Origin of the sequence: Micromonospora sp. DT227, assembly GCF_049841835.1 — a bacterium.
Classification (GTDB): Bacteria; Actinomycetota; Actinomycetes; order Mycobacteriales; family Micromonosporaceae; genus Micromonospora.
On record NZ_JBNCLA010000001.1, the window covers coordinates 819,873 to 837,274 of the forward strand.

Genomic DNA, 17,402 nt, shown 5'->3' on the forward strand with positions numbered 1-17,402 from the left:
CTTGTTACCACCTTGTAGGTTGTAGGCGATGCCTGTGGCCTGTGCGCGGAAGGAGAGGTGGCCCGTGACCGGATGGGAGCCGGCCACCGAGGCCGAGGTGGCGATGCGGGACGCGCTACGAGCGCAGGACCAGCAGCAATACTTCCGCGTGCTGACCCGTGTCGATCTGGTGCTGCCGATCGCCGGCGGCCCGACCGCGGGGTGGGGCACCTGGACCTCCGAGGGCCGCACGCACGTGCTGGCGTTCACGTCGGTCGCCGCGCTGCGCGCCAGCCTGGGCGAGAACGCCGGCGCCACGCGTCTCGTCGGGTACCCGGACCTGGCCGCCGGCTGGCCCAACCAGGAGTGGTGGCTGGCGGTGAACCCGGGCCTGCCGATCGAGGGCTACCTGCCCGCCTGGTACGTCGCCCAGCTCGCCCGGGGCGACGTCCGGCTGCCCGGCCGGACCATGGGCGCCCGAGCCCGTCTGGAGCGGGTGGAGAGCGCCGCCCGGGCCGCCCGTGACGGCGTCCCCGGGCCGGTAGGTGACAGCGGTCCCGGGCCGGTGCGTGACGGTGTCTCCGGTTCGGTGCGTGACGGCGTTCCCGGTTCGGTGCGAGACGTCGGTGCCGAATCCGGCCGCTTCGGTGTCCCGGAACCCGCCCGCGAGGCGCCGTCCGTTCCGGTTCCCGCCGCCGTGACACCCCCGACCCCGTCAGGCCGTGGCGGGCGGGTGGCGGAGGCCGAGGAGCCCGCCACCGTACCCATGCGATCCGTTCCCCTTCTCGGCCGCCGCGCCCCGACGGCGCCGCACCGCCGCCCGGCGTCCGGTGACCACGGCCGCACCGGGGCGGGCGACGGGGCCGACCCGGACGCGCTCGACGGCTGGCTCACCGACCTGCGTCGCCGTCCCGACGAGCCGGACCCGTTCGCGGCCGGCCGTGCGACGCGGGACGAGCAGTCGGCGCCGCCGGCCCCACCACCGGCCCGCTCCTTCTTCGAGCCCACCTCGGGCCGCGCGACCCGGCGGCCCTCGCCGCTGGACACCCCCAGGCGGTCCGGCGAGCGGGCGACGCCGCCCTCCCGGTTCGCCGGCGGCCAACCGTTCCCCCGGCGTCGGCCGCTGAACGAGCCGGTGCGCGAGGACCAGACCCGACCGTTCCGGGTGGGAGCGGACGAGCCCGCGCCGACGCCGGCCGAACCGGCAGCGCCGTTCCGGCCGGCCCGCCCGCCCGAGGACACCCCCCGGACACTGCCCCGCCGGCACTCCGGCCCGCCCGCTCCCGACCGGTGGGCCGGAACGCGCACCGACCACGACGCGCCGGGCTGGACCCCGCTCGACGATCCGACGGAAGCCGAGGCGCTGCCACCGTCGATGGCCGAGCCCGTGTCCGCTCCGCCCGCGCCGCGCCGCGACTTCACGCCGATCGTCATCGAGGGCACCGTCATCGAGGCCCGTGACCTGACCGCACCCGCGGCGACCGGGCCAGCTTCCGAGGGGTACGCCGCCGCCGGCCCCGTCGTGTCCCGGGTGGATGCCGCCGAGCCGGTCGGGTCGCCGGCCGTCGACGTCGCCGAGCCCGCGTGGGCCGACGACCGCAGGGCGCCCGAACCAGTCGTCACCGAGCCGTCTGTAGCCGGGCTGTCTGTCTCCGAGCCGTCTGTTGCCGAGCCGTTTGTCGCCGAGCCGTTTGTCGCCGAGCCGTCCGTTGCCGGGCCGTCTGTTGGCGGGCCGCAGTCGACCGTGCCGTTCTCCATCGGGTCCTTCGCCACCGGACCGATGGGCGCCGAGCCGTACGACGCCGGGTCATCGGCCACCGCGCCGTTCGCCAGCCAGCCGTCGGCCACCGACTCGTTCGACGCCGGGTCATCGGCCCCCACCGAGCCGTTCGCCACCGGATCGCGCTCGGACCGGGTCGGGTCGGCGTGGGAGACGACGGCACCGCTCTCGCCTGCCGCCGCCGAGCCGTTCCCGTCCCCGGCCAGCGAGCCGACCAGATCGGTGTTCGATCCGCTCCGACCGGCGGCCGACGCATCCGTCCCGGCGGACGCGGCACCGCTGCCGACCGGACCGGACGAGCCGACGGTGTCGCTCGCCCGGCCGGCCAGGTACCCGGACGAGCCGACGGTGTCGTTGTTCGAGCCGACCACACCGCTGTTCACGCCGTCGCCGTCGCCGTCGCCGTCGTCTTCGCCGTCGCCGTCGCCGTCGTCTTCGCCGTCGCCGTCGCCGTCGCCGTCGCCGTCGTCTTCGCCGTCTCCGCCGACGGCACCAGCATCGGCGTCGCCGTCGGACGAGCCGGGCACCCCGGTGACGTCCTCCGCCGGGGAACCCACCAGGTCGCTGTTCGAGCCGTTGTCCTCCCCGGCCGCGCCCGTCCCGGCCGAACCGACGGTGTCCCTGTCCACGCCGGTCGCGGACGAGCCGACGACGTCCCTGTCCAGCCCGGTCGCGGACGAGCCGACGACGTCCCTGTCCAGCCCGGTCACGGACGAGCCGACGACGTCCCTGTTCGCGCCGAGCGCGGCGGAGCCGACGGTGTCCCTGCCCGCGTCGGCAACCTCGGACGAGGTGACCAGGTCGTTGTCCGCGCTGGTCGCGGCGGAGCCGACGGTGTCCCTGTTCGCGCCGGTGCCCTCGGACGAGCCGACCACGTCGTTGTTCGCGCCGGTCAGCCGCCCAGCGGCGGACGAGCCGACCACCTCATTGTTCTCGTCGGCGGCGGACGAGCCGACCACGTCACTCTTCGCGTCGGCGGGGGACGAGGCCACCACGTCACTCTTCGCGCCGGCCAGCCGGCCGGCGGCGGACGAGCCGACCACGTCGTTCTTCGCGCCGTCACCGTCCGAGGGGTCGTCCCCGTCGTCGGAGACGGGGCTGGAGACGGAGACGATCCCGTACGTCACTGCCGGGGAGCCGCGCGTCGAGCCGGTGACCGACGGCACCGGCCGCCCGGCGGTCGAGCCGGACTTCGTGCCGGCGAACGAGGTGGAGGAGGAGCTGCTGGCGGCCGCCGCCAGCGGTAACACCGACGGCTTCCTCACCACGCTGCTGCTGGCCCGGGTGATGTTGCCGGTCGCGTTCGACTCGGCGGCGGGCAGCCGGCCCGGCGATCCGGGTTTCTCCTGGCGTACCGAGACGGTCGACGGGGTGCGGTACGTGGTGGTCTACACCTCGCCGGAGCGGCTCGCCGAGCACGCCGGGGGGCCGGTCGACACGGTACGGGTCAAGTTCGTCCAGCTCATCCGTCAGTGGCCGGACGTGGCCTGGTCGTTCCGGGTCAACCCGGACACGCCGGTCGGCGCGGCGTACCCGGGGGAGCAGGTCCTGGCGCTTGCCAACTGGGCTGCCGAGGTGGGGCTCGGCGACGACCCGGAGACCGAGCCGGAGCCGCCCGCCACCGGACCGGCGCCCACGACCGAGCCGCGGCCGGACGCGCCGACGGCGAAGCCGACCCGGCCGGTGGTCATGCAGAAGGCCATCGCGGCGAGCCAGCTCGCCTACTACCTGGAGCGTGGCTACGACCGGGTGTCCGGCTTCGTGCACCGGGCCGGCGAGCTGGCCCACCTGCGTACGCCGGCGGAGCTGTTCGACGCGCTCGGTCTCGGCCATCCCGGGTCCCCGTTCTCCCGGGACGCCGAGGAGCTGTACCTGCTGCGCTGGCCGGCCTACCGGCCGAGCCTCTACCGGATCCCGTACGGCGGGCAGAACGAGGCCGCGATGCGGGCGATGGAGGGCTGGGTCATCGAGCGGTACCCGTTCCGGGGCAACGGCTTCGCGCCGGGCGAGAGCAGCGACGTGATCGCCGAGTTCAAGGTGGACAGTGCCCGGCTGCCGCACGGCGCCGAGCTGTGGCGGGTCGCCGCCGACGGCGGTGCCCGGTTGGTCGCGGTGCTGGACACCGACGCGCTGCTGTGGCGGAAGGCGGACGGGGCGTGAGCCGCGACGGTTACGTGGCCCGGTGGCGCGGCCGGGAGTACCAGGCCAGCCCGGACGGCGACGACGTGCGGCTCTACCAGCCCGAACCGGACGAGGGCTTCACGGAGGCGCGCCCCGGCCGGTACGTCCGGGTGGTGCCGGCGGCCGAGGTCGACGACCTGGCGTACGTGCGGACCACCTGCACCTGGCAGGGGCAGCCGTTCATCGTGCTGGCCGAGCACGAGGGCTGGCTGCGGGTGGAGTACACAGGTGGGCGTTGGCCGGTGGCGGAGGCGATGGGGCTGGAGGCGTTCGACTTCGGCGTCTACCAGGGCTGGGCGCCCGCGACCGAGGTGGCCGGGCTGGGCGAGCAGCGGGTCTGAGTCAGGACTTCGCCCACCGCAGGATCTCGCCGAGCACCACGTCCCGCGCCTCCACGTGCGGGAAGTGGCCCACCCCGTCGAGCAGTCGCCACTCGTACGGGGCGCTGACGTACCGGCCGGAGCCCTGCGCGGTGCGGGGGAGCGAGGCCCGGTCCAGCGCGCCGTGCAGTTGCAGGGTCGGGGCGACCAGCGGCTTCTGCATCAGCTTGACGAACCGGTAGCCGTGCAGCCGCAGCACCGACCGGAATGCCCAGCGGTAGCCCTCCAGGGCGCAGAACGCGGCCTGCGGGATCTGCATCGCCACCCGGCAGCACCGGGCGTAGTCGTCGAAGTCCGGGCCGTCGACCCAGGTCGGCCCGCCCCAGCGGCGCAGCATCTCCGCCACCTCGGCGGCGTCGTCCCGGGTCAGCACGTGCTCGTAGCGGGGGAGCTGGAACTTCAGCGTGGCCGTGGCGGACGCGAACTGGCCGCGCGGGTCGGCGACGATGGCGGCCCGCAGCCGCAGCGGGTGCGGTGCGCCGAGCACCACGAGCCGGCGGACCAGCGTGGGGTGGAACGAGGCGGCGGTCCAGCCGATGAGGCCGCCCGCGCCGGTGCCGACCACGGTGGCGGACCGCTCACCGAGCGCGCGGATCAGGCCGGCCACGTCGGCGGCGAGCGTGTAGCCGTCGTACCCCCGGGGTGGCTTGTCGCTCGCGCCGTAACCGCGCAGGTCGACGGCGACCGCGCGGAAGCCGGCGTCGGCGACCGCCGGCAGCATCTCGTGCCAGGCGTACCAGTATTCCGGGAAGCCGTGCAGGAAGAGCACCATCGGGCCGGTGCCCGCCTCGACGACGTGGAACCGGCTGCCGTTGGCGCCGACGAACCGGTGCGTCCACGGCCCTTCGGGCAGGACGCAGGATTCGTCGGCGAACCCGCCGCGCTGGTCGGTCATGGGGCACAGCCTAGGGCCGCCGGTCGCCCGCCGGTCCCGTAGGTGCCCAGGATCAGGGGATTCTCCGGGACAGGGCGTCGAGCGGGGTCAGCCCACGCGTTCGATGCGCAGCAGGCCGACCAGCCGCCCGGGCCCGCACTCGACGCCCGCCGGCGGCGGGCCGACGGTGACCCGGACCCAGGTGCCGGCGGGCCAGGTGCCCTGGTCCGGGCCGTACAGGGCGTGTTCCTGGCCGTCGTCGGTGACAAGCGTGTAGCAGGGGCCGCTTCCGCCGTGGCTGAGCCGGCCGGCGAGGACGTTCGGCTTGCGTTGGTCGGTGGGCTGCCGTGGTGGCCCGGTCGGCGGCCGGAGCGTCGGCAGATCGGTCGCGGAGAGCGGGGGCCGGCCGGTGGAGGCGGCCGGGGCCGGTGCGGTCGGCGTCGGTGCGGTCGGGGACGGGGGCTGCGGCGTGGCGTCGACGGGTCCGGTGGGTGCGCCGGGACCGGCGGGGGGTTCGGACGCGGACACGTCTCCTCCGTTCTCCGGGTTCGCGCAGCCGGCCAGCGCCAGGGCCAGGGGCAGTGCGAGGACCGCGGCGAGGCGGCGGTCGAGGGTTGTGGTCACCCGCTTGGGACGCGCCGCGGGTCGCGACGGTTCCCGCCCGACACAGGGCGAGGCCCGGGCAGGTGACCTGCCCGGGCCTCGTCGTGGTGTCGCGTGGATCAGTGGCTCAGGAGAAGCGGACCTTCAGCGAGGTGCCGTCCTGCTCCAGGACCTTGATCTTGGTGCCGGTGGCCGGGAGCTTGACGCCGTGGTTCGGCAGCTCCGGGTACCAGTACTGCTTGGTGTCGTCGAACAGCGGCTGCGCGGCCTGGCCACGGATGTACTGCGGCTGGCTGTTGAGGTGCAGCGTGAACGAGTCCGCCTTCTTCAGGCCGAACGGCGCGTCGTAGACCTGGACGCGGGCCCGCCAGGGCGCCCCGGTCAGGTTGTAGATCGGCCGCGGATGGGCGTCGATGATCATGTTCCGACCCTCACCCGGGTGCACGAACGTGTCGTTGTCCGCCCACCGGAGGTTCCAGTAGGAGATCAGCAGACCCTCCTGGTACGCGTAGTGGTCCACGTAGTCCGGGCGGGTGTTCGCGTAACCGAAGAAGTACGGGCCGGTCTTGAGGTACTTGTCGTACGAGACGTACGACCGGTTACCGGCGATGTAGTAGTTGTCGAACAGACGGGTGTAGGTCTCCTCGACGATGCTCCAGCCGTTGAGCGTCCAGCCGGGGGCACCGGCCTCGGCACCATCGGTGAGCAGCGTCTGACCGTCGGCGGTCACGGTGAGGGCGTCACCGTAGAAGCCGCCCTCGGACACGCCACCGTCGGTCTGGTAGCGGAGCCGGAACTGCACGGCCTTGCCGACGACCGAGTCCAGGTTGACGTTGACGTCGACCCAGTTGCCGTCGCTGGAGCCGTCCAGGGCGTAACGCCCGGGGGAGATCTCCTTCAGGGCCTGGCCGTTGGCCGTGCCCGGGAGCGAGACCCAGTTCTGGCCACCGTCGGTCGAGGCCTCGAAGAAGAGGTAGTCGAAGTCCGCCTCGATGCTGTAACGGCCCTTCATCGACACCGCGGCGCTGCTCTTCCCCGTGAGGTCGATGCTCCGCGTCATCGTGGTGTTCAGGTCGTCCTCGTTGCCCGAGAAGAACTGCTTCGTACCCTCGAACGGCTTGCCGTTCTGGAACTCGTACGCCCGCTGCGGCAGCACCACCACGGCGCCCTGCGCCTTGGTGGAGTTGTACTCCTGCGGGCCCAGCTCCAGGGTGCGCTTCTGACCGGCGACGACCACCTCGTAGTCGAGCCAGCCGAGCTGGAGCTTGTTCCAGGCGCCGAGGTCGCCGCCGCGGTCGCCGATGCCGGCGTCGTTCTTGGCGCCGAGCCGGCTCTGGGCCATCAGGGTCCAGTGCTCGTTGTTGTTGTCCCCACCACTGGTGACGTTGTAGTCGTCCGGCAGACCGAGGTCGTGGCCGTACTCGTGGTAGAAGACGCTCCGGCCACCGTTCTCCGGCTGGATCGTGTAGTCACCGATCCAGACGCCGGTGTTGCCGATCTGGGTGCCGCCGGCCGGGAAGTTCTCCGGACCGGTGTTGCCCTGGTCGCTGGCGAACGCGTACCAGCGGTGGCTCCAGATCGCGTCCTCACCCTGGATCGGGTCACCGTCGGCCTGGTCGCCGCCGGCGTGGACGATCTGGAAGTGGTCGATGTAGCCGTCCGGCTCGTTGAAGTTGCCGTCGCCGTCGAAGTCGTAACGGTCCCACTCGTCCATCGACTTGACGTCGGCCGCGATCTGCTCGTCGGAGCGGCCCTGGGCCTTCTGGTCGGCGACCCACTGGTTCGCGGCGTCGCGGACCAGCGCCCAGGTGTTGTTGCAGACGTTCGAGGCGCACGGGTAGCCGTTGGAACGGCCGTAGCGGGCCTCGTTGTACTTGACCTTCACCCAGTTGGTGACCTCGCCGTCGACGCTGTACCGACCCGACGACTGGGCCTCGTAGTACTGCTTCAGCGACTCGTCACCCGGCTTGGTGCCGAAGTAGATCTGCCGGAAGTGGTCGGCGCTGAAGTCCGACTGCCAGATCGTGGAGTTGTCCACGGCCCGGTTGGGCTCGGGGATCTGGTTGACGAGCGGACCGTCGAACCGGGTCGGACCCGGCACAGCCGGGGCGGTGTCCTGGTCCGGGTAGTTCGGGTGCCGCTCGTCGCCGAACTCCGCGAGGATGACGAAGATCTTGTCGGTCTTCTCGCGGGAGAGCTCGACGTACTGGTCCTCGGTGGGACCCTTGCCGGCCTTGGTGCTCCGGGCGGCCTTGCCCGCCGCGGCACCCTCGGCAGCCTTCTCGCCAACCTTGACGACGGTGCTGCCGTTGATCTTCTGGGCCTTCGCCCTACCCGACAGGACCTCGCTGAGGCCCTCCTGGCGCAGTGCGCGCCGCTTGTCCTCGAGCGGGTTGGGCAGGTCGTGCTCAGCCTGCGCAGGCTCGGCCACCGACGGGGCGGCGGCTGGCAGCTTCGGCGTCGGCGCGGCGCTGGCGGACGTGCCCGCCATCAGCCCCGTCGCGGTCAGCGAAAGCCCGAGCAGACCCACTGCGACTTTGCGCACGTGGTACCTCCGGTGTGAGGGAACCGGCCCCATGGGGGTACGGGCCGGTGGAACGTCCCACAAGTGGGACCCACGGTGAACATAGACACTGCCGGGACTGCTGTGAAGATGTGTGCGTCGATTTGTAGCAACTTTTTGTTGGGGTTGACTTTCGCCGTCACACTCTGGTTCGTCACCTCGGCGTTGACCAGCGGCGATGGCCGTTCGGCCGAAGGCAGTGAAACGGATGGATATGCGGAACGGGCCGGGAGCGCCATGCTCCCGGCCCGTCCGTCATCCGGCTCGTTCGGCCCGTATTCCGGGCATTCCGGTTCCGGTTTGGAGTTGTCGATCAGCTCCGCGGCGGAACCACGTACACCTGGGCGTACGCGTTGTCCTTGGCGGCGCGCTTGATGATGATCGACGTGCCGTACCCGACGCCCGCGTCACCCGGGTTGCCGGTGCCGAGCACGATCGCCCCGCCACCCAGCGTCGAACCGTAGTAGTCGGTCGCCGGGGTGCCGTCCGGGTTCACCACCCGGGTCGTGTACTGCTGGTTGCCCTTCGACGGGACCACCACCGAGGCGTCGTTGTCCCGCGCGTACGGCGAACCGTCGCGGATCTCGATGCCCGGGTACCAGCCCTTGTTGTCGGTGAAGCCCCGCACCGGCGCCTGCGCGCCGAACTTGGTGCAGTACTCGCTGTACGGCTCGTCGGCCGCCTCCAGGCACTCCTTGAACGGGTAGGTCTTCGTCAACCCGAACGCGGCGTTGGAGGACTGCGGCCGGCTGGGCAGGTTGTCCAGCACCGACGGGTCCTTCTCGGCCGCCACGCCCTTGCGACGCAGCGGGTCGTTGTGCGAGTCGACGATCAGCAGCCCGCCCTTGGCGCCGTAGCTGGGCAGCGCGGTCATCTGCGCGGTGACGTGGTTGACGTCGCCGAGCTCGGTGTCCCGGTACCAGACCAGCATGCCGGGCGCGTTGTACGCGATCCGGTCGACCTTCCACGCCTCGTGCGAGTAGACGGTGTCGTAGGCGTACTTCAGGCCCTTGTCGAAGCCGTCGAAGTTGCGCCACTCGGCCAGGTAGTAGTGCGAGCGGACCTGGGTGCCCGAGTCGACGTGCCAGCCCGCGCCGGTGGTGTCGGTGAACGTGCCGCCGGTCTGGGTCCAGCCGGCCGCGCCGCCCTCGACGTCGTCGCTCCAGGTGGTGGCGCCGCCGCCGGTCACCGAGAAGTCGTCGGCGAACCAGCCGCGCTCCTGGAACGCCTCGTCGGTGGCGTACCGCAGCCGGACCTGCACGGTCTGCCCGGCGTACGGCGACAGGTCCACGTAGTCGTGGCGCCAGCCGCCGGTGCTGCCGGTCAGGCCGTACTTCTTGTTGCCGAAGTCGACCATCCGGCCGTTCGGGTCGGCGTAGCCGTCATCGGTGGAGACCAGCGCGCCGGAGGAGTCGTACACCTTGCGCTCGGTCCAGGTGGCGCCGCCGTCCGTGGAGACCTCGACGAAGCCGTAGTCCCAGTCCTCCTCGATGACGTAGTCGTTCCACATCCAGAACTTCGCGTCGGCGGCGTTCGGGACACTCACCGTGCGGCTCAGCTTGACGTCCGCCCACGCCTGGTCGGCGCCGGAGTACCACATGTTCGCGCCGCTGTGCGGCTCGGCCAGCGTGATCACCTTGTCCGGCAGGTCGATCTTGATGCCGTCCTCGGTGCCCACCGGCGTACGCGAGGTCTGCCCGAGCTTGACCAGCTTGGCCCGGTCGCCCGGCCCGAACGTCTTCGGCTCGGCCCAGCCGAGCACCCACTTGTCCCAGAGGCCCATGTGGGTGGGGAGCGCCTGGAAGATCTCACCGGAGTGCGAGCCGGACGCCATCAGGTCCCAGAAGTCCACGTCGGAGTCGGCGTTGCCGGACGTGTCGTAGAGGTCCGGCAGGCCCAGGTCGTGCCCGAACTCGTGGGCGAAGACACCGACACCGGCGTCCTCCGGCTGCACGATGTAGTTCGACACCTTCAGGCTCGTGCCCGGGATGGTGTAGCCACCGGCCACGGTGGAGGAGTGCGCCCAGACCGAGTAGACGCCGACGTCGCCGCCACCACGGGACTTGCCCTGGTTGGCGTGCACCAGCACCAGGTGGTCGATCACGCCGTCCGGCTCGTGGAAGTTGCCGTCGCCGTCGCGGTCGCTCTGGTCCTCGATGTCGTAGTCGGCCCAGGGGAAGTTCGGGTCGGCGGCGGCCAACGCGTCGATCGCGTCGGTGGCGAGCCGGCCCGCGCCCTGCGGGTTGTCCGGGTGACCGTTCATCGACTGCTCACGGCCGGCGACCCAGTTGCCGTTCTCGTCCTGGAAACAGCGGGAGGCGGCGTACCAGCCCTCCGAGTGCGGCACCGTGATCCACGGGCTGGCCTGCCCGTCCACGGTGTACGCGTTCTTGGACATCTCCAGGTACATGTTGTGCATGGTCCGGCCCGCGAGGCTGATGCCCGGCTTGCCGTCCGGCCCCTTGAGGTCCTTGCGGACCCGCTCGGTGATGCCCTGCTTGGTGTAGAGCATCTTGTTGTAGTGGGCCGGCGAGAAGTCCGGCACCCACATCGAGTTGTTGTCCTTGTGCGGCAGCGTGGCCGGGTTCGGGATGGTGTTGTGCCGCGGCCCGTTCTGCACCGTGCCGGGCACGCAGGTGCGGTCCTCGAAGACCGTCTTCGGCACCATCACGCCGGTGAAGTCGTCGTTGGCGTTGTCGTTGAACTCCACCAGCAGCGTCAGCAGCTTGGCGGTCTGGGTGTTCTTGGCCTTCTTGATCTTGCGAGGGCTCTGGCCGGTCCGGATGGACTTGGCCTCCAGCTTGGCCAGCTCGCGGGCCGCGATCGGGTTGCCGCCGGCGTACTTGCGGTCGTAGGCGCGGGCCTCGTCCGCCGGTGCGGAGAAGACCCCGTCCTTGCCCTTGGCCTCCTTGCCGCCGGTGTCCGGCTGCACCTCCGGCTCGGCGTAGTTGATGTAGAACTCGTCCGCCGCGATGGTGGCCGGCGCGGACCGGGACGGCTGAGCCGACGCACTACCCGTCACGGTCAGCGACGTGGCCGCGAGGGCGATGGCGGGCAGCGCGACGAGTAGTCGTCGGCGGGCCCGGGACTGCGAACTGGGGAGCATGCCACTCCGTTCGTAGGGAATGGTGAGGGACCGGCCGTCTCAAGGACGCGTGTCGAAATTTGCCGGTGCGGCTGAACGTAGTCGACGGGAAGCACCATCGACAGGGGTGAACAGGCCAGTGCTCCTCCGCCGATCGACCGGCACGGCTCCCGGGTACGACGAAGGGCGGGCCGCCGCGCGACCCGCCCCTGCCGTACCGGTGTCGTCAGTCCTCGTCGGACTTGCCGCCGCTCATCCCCGACGAGATCAACTCCATCACCGAGGAGTCCTGCAACGTGGTCACGTCGCCCAGCGACCGGTTCTCCGCCACGTCCCGCAGCAACCGGCGCATGATCTTGCCGGAGCGGGTCTTCGGCAGCTCCGGCACCAGCATGATCTGCCGCGGCTTGGCGATCGGGCCGAGCGTCCGCGCCACGTGGTTGCGCAGCTCGGCGATGAGCTGCTCGCCCGCCTCGCCGGTGATCTCCGCGCTGCCGCGCGGAATGGCGAACGCGACGATCGCCTGCCCGGTGGTCGGATCGGTCGCGCCGACCACCGCCGCCTCGGCCACCGACGGGTGGCTCACCAGCGCCGACTCCACCTCGGTGGTGGAGATGTTGTGCCCGGACACCAGCATCACGTCGTCGACCCGGCCGAGCAGCCAGATGTGCCCGTCGTCGTCCTTCTTGGCGCCGTCACCGGCGAAGTAGACCCACTTGTCGCCGACGTTGGCGCCCGCCCCGAACCGTGACCAGTACGTCTCCAGGAACCGGTTGTCGTCGCCCCAGATGGTGCGCAGCATCGACGGCCACGGCTCGGTGAGCACCAGGTAGCCACCCCCGCCGTTCGGCACCGACTCGCCCTGGTCGTCGACCACGTCCGCGACCACGCCGGGCAGCGGGGTCATCGCCGAACCCGGCTTCGCCTCGGTCACCCCCGGCAGCGGCGAGATCATCATCGCCCCGGTCTCGGTCTGCCACCAGGTGTCGACCACCGGCAGCTCACCGCGCCCGACGTACTGCCGGTACCAGATCCACGCCTCCGGGTTGATCGGCTCACCGACGCTGCCGAGCAGCCGCAGCGACGACAGGTCGTAGCCCGCCGGGATGTCCTCGCCCCACTTCATCATGGTGCGGATCAGCGTCGGCGCGGTGTACAAAATGCTGACCTGGTACTTGTCGACGATCTCCCAGAACCGGCCCTTGTGCGGCGTGTCCGGCGTGCCCTCGTACATGACCTGGGTCGCGCCGTTGGAGAGCGGGCCGTAGACGATGTAGGAGTGCCCGGTCACCCAGCCGATGTCGGCCGTGCACCAGTAGACGTCGGTCTCCGGCTTCAGGTCGAACACCGCGTGCGTGGTGTACGACGTCTGGGTCAGGTAGCCGCCGGTGGTGTGCAGGATGCCCTTCGGCCGGGCGGTGGTGCCGCTGGTGTAGAGGATGAACAGCGGGTGCTCGGCGTCGAACGCCTGCGCCTCGTGCTCCGGCGCGGCGGTCTCCACCGTCTCGTGCCACCAGTGGTCCTTCGCCGACCAGCCGACCTCCTCGCCGGTGCGGCGGACCACCAGCACGTGCTCCACCGACGGGCAGTTCGCCACCGCCTCGTCCACGGTCGGCTTGAGCGCCGACGGCTTGCCCCGCCGGAAGCCGCCGTCCGCGGTGATCACCACCTTGGCGCTGGCGTCCTGGATCCGGTTGGTCAACGCGTCGGCGGAGAAGCCGCCGAACACCACGCTGTGCGTGGCGCCGATCCGGGCGCAGGCGAGCATCGCCACCGCCGCCTCCGGGATCATCGGCAGATAGATCGCCACCCGGTCACCGGCCGTCACCCCCAGCTCGGTCAGCGCGTTCGCCGCCTGGCAGGTGAGCCGGTGCAGGTCCGCGTAGGTGACCGTGCGGGTGTCGCCCGGCTCGCCCTCCCAGTGGATCGCCACCTTGTCGCCGTGGCCCGCCTCCACGTGCCGGTCCAGACAGTTGTACGCCACGTTCAGCCGGCCACCGGTGAACCACTTCGCGAACGGGGCGTTCGACCAGTCGAGCACCTGCTCCCACGGCTCGGCCCAGCTCAGCCGGCCGGCCTGACGCGCCCAGAAGGCGAGCCGGTCGGCGGCCGCCTCCTCGTACGCCTCCGCGGTCACGTTGGCGTTCGCGGCGAGTTCGGCCGGCGGCGGGAACTGGCGCGTCTCGTTCAGCAGATTGGCCAATGCCTCGCTCATACGGTGACTCCTTCGTCGCGTGACCTGCGTCTCCCTACTCCGGGGAAGGTTAGCCGCGCGGTACCCGACCCGCGACCGCCCGCCCCGCTCCGCGCGCTCAGCGGCTCCCCCTCCGCGCCGAGGTGCAAGGCGGGGCCCCCGGTTAACGCCTCCGGTAGAGGAAGGGCCCCCTCTTAACACCCCGGACCGTGTCGCTAGCGTGACGGGGTGACCACCGATCCGCTCGCCCCGCTGCTCGCGCTCGCCGACGTCGCGCCCGCCGTCGAGCAGGCCCGGGACCGGGTCGACCAGGCCCACCGGCACCGCGCGCTGCGCCGCCAGGGCGGTCCGCTCGCCGCCGAGATCAGTCTCCGCTCGGCCGTGGCCAGCGCCGCGCTGGAGGGCCGGGAACACGACCGCGAGGAGGTACGCGCCGGCACCGTCACCGACCCGGTGCTCCAGGGCGCGCTGCGGGTCGCCGGCGCGCTGCCCGGCCTGAGCGACCTCTGGCCGAAGGCGCCCCGACAGGTGCTCGCCCGGCTGCACGTGCTCGCCGCCCGGGACGTGGTGACCGAGGAGGAACTGGGACGCCCGGTCGCCGACCCGGTGGTGGCGGCCCGCCTCGACGGCCTGTCCGGCCTGGTGGCCGGCGGCACGAAGGTACCGCCGCTGGTGCTGGCCGCCGTCGTGCACGGCGAACTGCTGAACCTGCGTCCGTTCCCGGGCCCCTCCGGCGTGGTCGCCCGCGCCGCCGCGCGACTGGTGCTGATCTCCACCGGGTTCGACCCCCGCGGGCTGGTCGCGGTGGACGTCGGGCACCGTGAGCGGGAACCGGAGTACGTCGGCGCGGCCGGCGCCTTCGCCACCGGCACCCCGGACGGCCTACGCTCCTGGCTGCGGCACTACATGGCCGCGGTGGAGGTCGGAGCGGAGCAGATCACGCTCATCGGCGACGAGATCCTCGCCGCCTCCTGACGCGCGCTGCCTTCTGGGCGCTTCCGCCTTCTGGGCGCTTCTGCCTCCTGGGCGCGCGCAGTCTTCTTCTGGTGCTGCCGCTGGCGGTCGCGGCCGAACGGGTCAGGCGGTGGGCGCCACGGCCCGGGTGCGGCGGTGCCGGCCGTACCAGGCGATGCCGATGGCGACACCGACACCCACGCCCAGCGCCGCCGCGGCGACCGGTACCGCCGGCCGCTCCCGCAACCGGCGGCCCAGCGGGATCGGGTGCCGGAACTCCAGCACCGGCCAGGCGTTCTCCATCGCCAGCCTGCGCAGCGCCCGGTCCGGGTTGACCACGGACGGGTGGCCCACACACTCCAGCAAGGGCCGGTCACTGTACGAGTCGGAGTACGCGTACGACTCGGTCAGGTCGTAGTCGCGCTCCTGGGCCAGCTCGCCCACGGCGTCGACCTTGCTCGGGCCGGCCGCGTAGAACTCGACCTCGCCGCTGTAGCGGCCCTCGACGACCGCCATCCGGGTGGCGATCACGTCGGTCACCCCGAGCAGCTCGCCGATCGGCCGGACCATCTCCTCGCCCGAGGCGGAAACCAGCACGACATCCCGGCCGGCAGCCTGGTGCTCCTCGATGAGGGCGGCCGCTTCGGCGTACACATAGGGGTTGATCAGCTCGTGCAGCGTCTCCGCGACGATCTGGCGGACCTGTTCCACCGGCCAGCCCTTACAGAGCGTGGCCAGATAGTCCCTGGTGCGGGCCATGGTCTGCTCGTCGGTGCCGCCCAGCCGGAACATCAGCTGCGCGTACGCCGACTTGACCACGTCACGCCGAGTGATCAGCCCGTCCCGGTAGAACGGCCGACCGAACGCCAGAGCGCTCGACTTGGCGATGACGGTCTTGTCGAGATCGAAGAAAGCGGCACCACGGCCCACGGCGCGAAAGTCTAGCCGGACGGGACGCCCAGAGCTGCCCGGCCCGGACCCCTAACCTGAGGTGCACCCGGCTGAGTGACGCCGGTCACATGAACGCGCAAGAAATTAGCTTTGCGTGGAGTGAACACCACTCGACGTATAAGGGTCGGCTGCGGCATGCTTGTCCTCACGACGGGAGCTCACGTCCCGTCGCTGCTGGAGGCCCTCGGCGGTTGCACCCCCCGTGACCGCTGAGTCGGTTCGGCTCGACCCCCCCGGAGCCGAACCACCCGACGACCCCCGTCTCCCCCCGACGGGGGTCGTCCCTTTCTGGGGAGCGCTCCCGCCCAGGTGGGAGCGCTCTTCCCGGCTCGGCCCGGGTGGGCGACGGGCGGAAAGTCAGCGAATCGTCAGCGAACGTCAGCCGGACCCGGTCGGCGTAGTCGTCGGGCGTGTGCGTGTACCGGTCCAGCGTCGTCGACGCCTTCTCGTGGCCCGCCACCCGCCGCACCACGTTGACCGGAACCCCGTCCGACACCAGCCACGTGATGTACGAGTGCCGCAAGTCGTGGAACCGCAGCCCGCCGACCGCCGAGGCCGCCGCATGCGCAACCGCCGCCGCCTCCGTGGCGAACTCCGCCCGCTGCTCCCGCCCGTCCCGATCCGGCCACACCGCCAGCCACCGGCCCGACGCCACCTCGCTCACGCGCCCGAGCAGGCCGGCCCGCACCAGCGACGGCATCCACACCCGCCGCCGAAAGTTCGACCGCCGCTGCGGCCCGCCGTCCCGGTCGGCGAAGACCAGGGCCCGGCCGTCCGGCGAGCCGGCCCCGCGCCGCTGCCGCAGCTCGTCGACGAGGAACCGCGGCATCGGCACCGCGCGCACGCCGGCCCGAGTCTTCGGGTACGCCCGCAGCACGATCCCGCCGTGGGTCTCCACCGCCACCTGAGCGACGTGCACCAGCCCACGGTCGAGGTCGACCGCCTCCCAGGGCAGACCCGCGCACTCACCCCAGCGCAGTCCCGCCCCGGCAGCGGCGCAGACGATCCCCCGATGTTCGGCCGGCACAGCGGGCAGCAGCCAGCCGAGGAACGCCTCCCGGCTGATGATGCCGGCGCGAGCCTCACCAGCCCGGTTGCGCGGTATCCGCACCCCCTCGCACGGGTTCACCGCGATCAACCGCGCCCGGATCGCCGTCTGCATGATCATCGAGAGCATTCCGAGGTGCTTCGCCGTCGTCGAGGGCGCCAGGGTTCGGCCGAGGTTCGTCACCCACTCCTGTACCGCCAGGTAGTCGATCCGCGCCAACGGCCAGTCCGCCCACTGGGGCAGCAGATGAGCGCGCAGCATGGATTCCGTCCGCTCGGCCGTCCGGACCTCCACCGACCGCCCGGCCAGCCACCGCGTTACGAACTCGCCGAACCGAAGCCGCCCCGCGTGCGGGTCGACGTACGTGCCCCGGTTGATCGAGCCCTCAACCTCGGCCAGGTACGCGTTCGCCTCCTTCTTCGTGCGGAACGTCTTGGCCTTCTGCCGATCGGCCGAGTCCCGCCAGTTCGCCCGGTAGGTCCCGGCCGGCGTCTTGTTCACGAAGCCCACGGTCACCAACCCCTACGCGGTGAGTCGGTCCCGGTCGCCGAGAGCCCGCCGGCCGGGCCGTCAAGCCAGGCGTGGAAGCGGGTACGCGGCACCACCCAGCGCCGCCCCAGACGCTCGGCGGGGATCTGCCCTGCCCGAACCAGGGCGTAGGCCGAGCTGACCGAGAGAGACAGCATCCCGGCCACCTCCTTGACCGTGTAGACGGCGCGGACCGGCCTGTCCTCGGAGTCGGCCCCACCAACCCGAGGGCCGGCCTGCCGCAGCTCGAATGGCACGACGTTGGACAAGATTTCCCCCATG

At 71.8% G+C, this 17,402-nt stretch carries 11 protein-coding genes; 3 read left to right on the forward strand and 8 right to left on the reverse strand.

What is annotated here, in order from left to right; translation table 11 throughout:
* Positions 1-64 precede the first annotated feature (64 nt).
* Positions 65-3,919: an SseB family protein gene (locus tag ACLQ2W_RS04035; protein ID WP_425785261.1), complete on the forward strand. Its 3,855-nt coding sequence runs from the start codon at positions 65-67 to the stop codon at positions 3,917-3,919.
* Positions 3,916-4,281, forward strand: a complete 366-nt coding sequence (locus ACLQ2W_RS04040; protein ID WP_281943568.1) for a hypothetical protein — start codon at positions 3,916-3,918, stop codon at positions 4,279-4,281. The genes ACLQ2W_RS04035 and ACLQ2W_RS04040 overlap by 4 nt, the downstream gene beginning before the upstream one ends.
* Position 4,282: 1 nt before the next feature.
* Here ACLQ2W_RS04040 and ACLQ2W_RS04045 read toward each other — a convergent pair whose 3' ends face one another.
* From ACLQ2W_RS04045 to acs, 5 genes are all read right to left on the reverse strand, one after another.
* Entirely contained in the window at positions 4,283-5,215 is a 933-nt protein-coding gene (locus ACLQ2W_RS04045; RefSeq protein WP_425785263.1) for an alpha/beta fold hydrolase, read from the reverse strand.
* An 87-nt stretch (positions 5,216-5,302) separates the two neighbouring features.
* On the reverse strand, positions 5,303-5,818 hold the full coding sequence (locus ACLQ2W_RS04050) for a hypothetical protein (protein WP_425785265.1): 516 nt from the start codon (positions 5,816-5,818) through the stop codon (positions 5,303-5,305).
* A gap of 106 nt (positions 5,819-5,924) precedes the next feature.
* On the reverse strand, positions 5,925-8,327 hold the full coding sequence (locus tag ACLQ2W_RS04055) for an immune inhibitor A domain-containing protein (protein WP_425786006.1): 2,403 nt from the start codon (positions 8,325-8,327) through the stop codon (positions 5,925-5,927).
* Between the two features lie 346 nt (positions 8,328-8,673).
* Positions 8,674-11,466 (reverse strand): immune inhibitor A domain-containing protein, encoded by a 2,793-nt coding sequence (locus ACLQ2W_RS04060; RefSeq protein WP_425785266.1) that lies wholly within the window; start codon positions 11,464-11,466, stop codon positions 8,674-8,676.
* Positions 11,467-11,671: 205 nt separating this feature from the next.
* Complete coding sequence (gene acs, locus ACLQ2W_RS04065; protein ID WP_425785267.1) at positions 11,672-13,660, reverse strand: acetate--CoA ligase; 1,989 nt, start codon at positions 13,658-13,660, stop codon at positions 11,672-11,674.
* Between the two features lie 207 nt (positions 13,661-13,867).
* Here acs and ACLQ2W_RS04070 point away from each other — a divergent pair, with 207 nt between their 5' ends.
* A complete protein-coding gene (locus tag ACLQ2W_RS04070) occupies positions 13,868-14,614 on the forward strand; it encodes an oxidoreductase (RefSeq protein ID WP_425785269.1) in 747 nt (248 codons plus the stop codon).
* Between the two features lie 102 nt (positions 14,615-14,716).
* On the opposite strand, the gene ACLQ2W_RS04075 is transcribed toward ACLQ2W_RS04070, so the two are convergent.
* From ACLQ2W_RS04075 to ACLQ2W_RS04085, 3 genes are all read right to left on the reverse strand, one after another.
* Entirely contained in the window at positions 14,717-15,523 is an 807-nt protein-coding gene (locus ACLQ2W_RS04075; protein ID WP_425785270.1) for an HAD family hydrolase, read from the reverse strand.
* Positions 15,524-15,689: 166 nt separating this feature from the next.
* A complete protein-coding gene (locus tag ACLQ2W_RS04080; RefSeq protein WP_425785271.1) occupies positions 15,690-17,093 on the reverse strand; it encodes a tyrosine-type recombinase/integrase in 1,404 nt (467 codons plus the stop codon).
* 11 nt (positions 17,094-17,104) lie between these two features.
* Positions 17,105-17,377 (reverse strand): helix-turn-helix domain-containing protein, encoded by a 273-nt coding sequence (locus ACLQ2W_RS04085; protein ID WP_425785272.1) that lies wholly within the window; start codon positions 17,375-17,377, stop codon positions 17,105-17,107.
* Between the last annotated feature and the right edge of the window lie 25 nt (positions 17,378-17,402).

Excerpts from the sequence above, each read along its gene's own strand:
- ACLQ2W_RS04045 (WP_425785263.1), bottom strand. The coding sequence starts at position 5,215 with ATGACCGACCAGCGCGGCGGGTTCGCCGACGAATCCTGCGTCCTGCCC.
- ACLQ2W_RS04060 (WP_425785266.1), bottom strand. The coding sequence starts at position 11,466 with ATGCTCCCCAGTTCGCAGTCCCGGGCCCGCCGACGACTACTCGTCGCG.
- acs (WP_425785267.1), bottom strand. The coding sequence starts at position 13,660 with ATGAGCGAGGCATTGGCCAATCTGCTGAACGAGACGCGCCAGTTCCCG.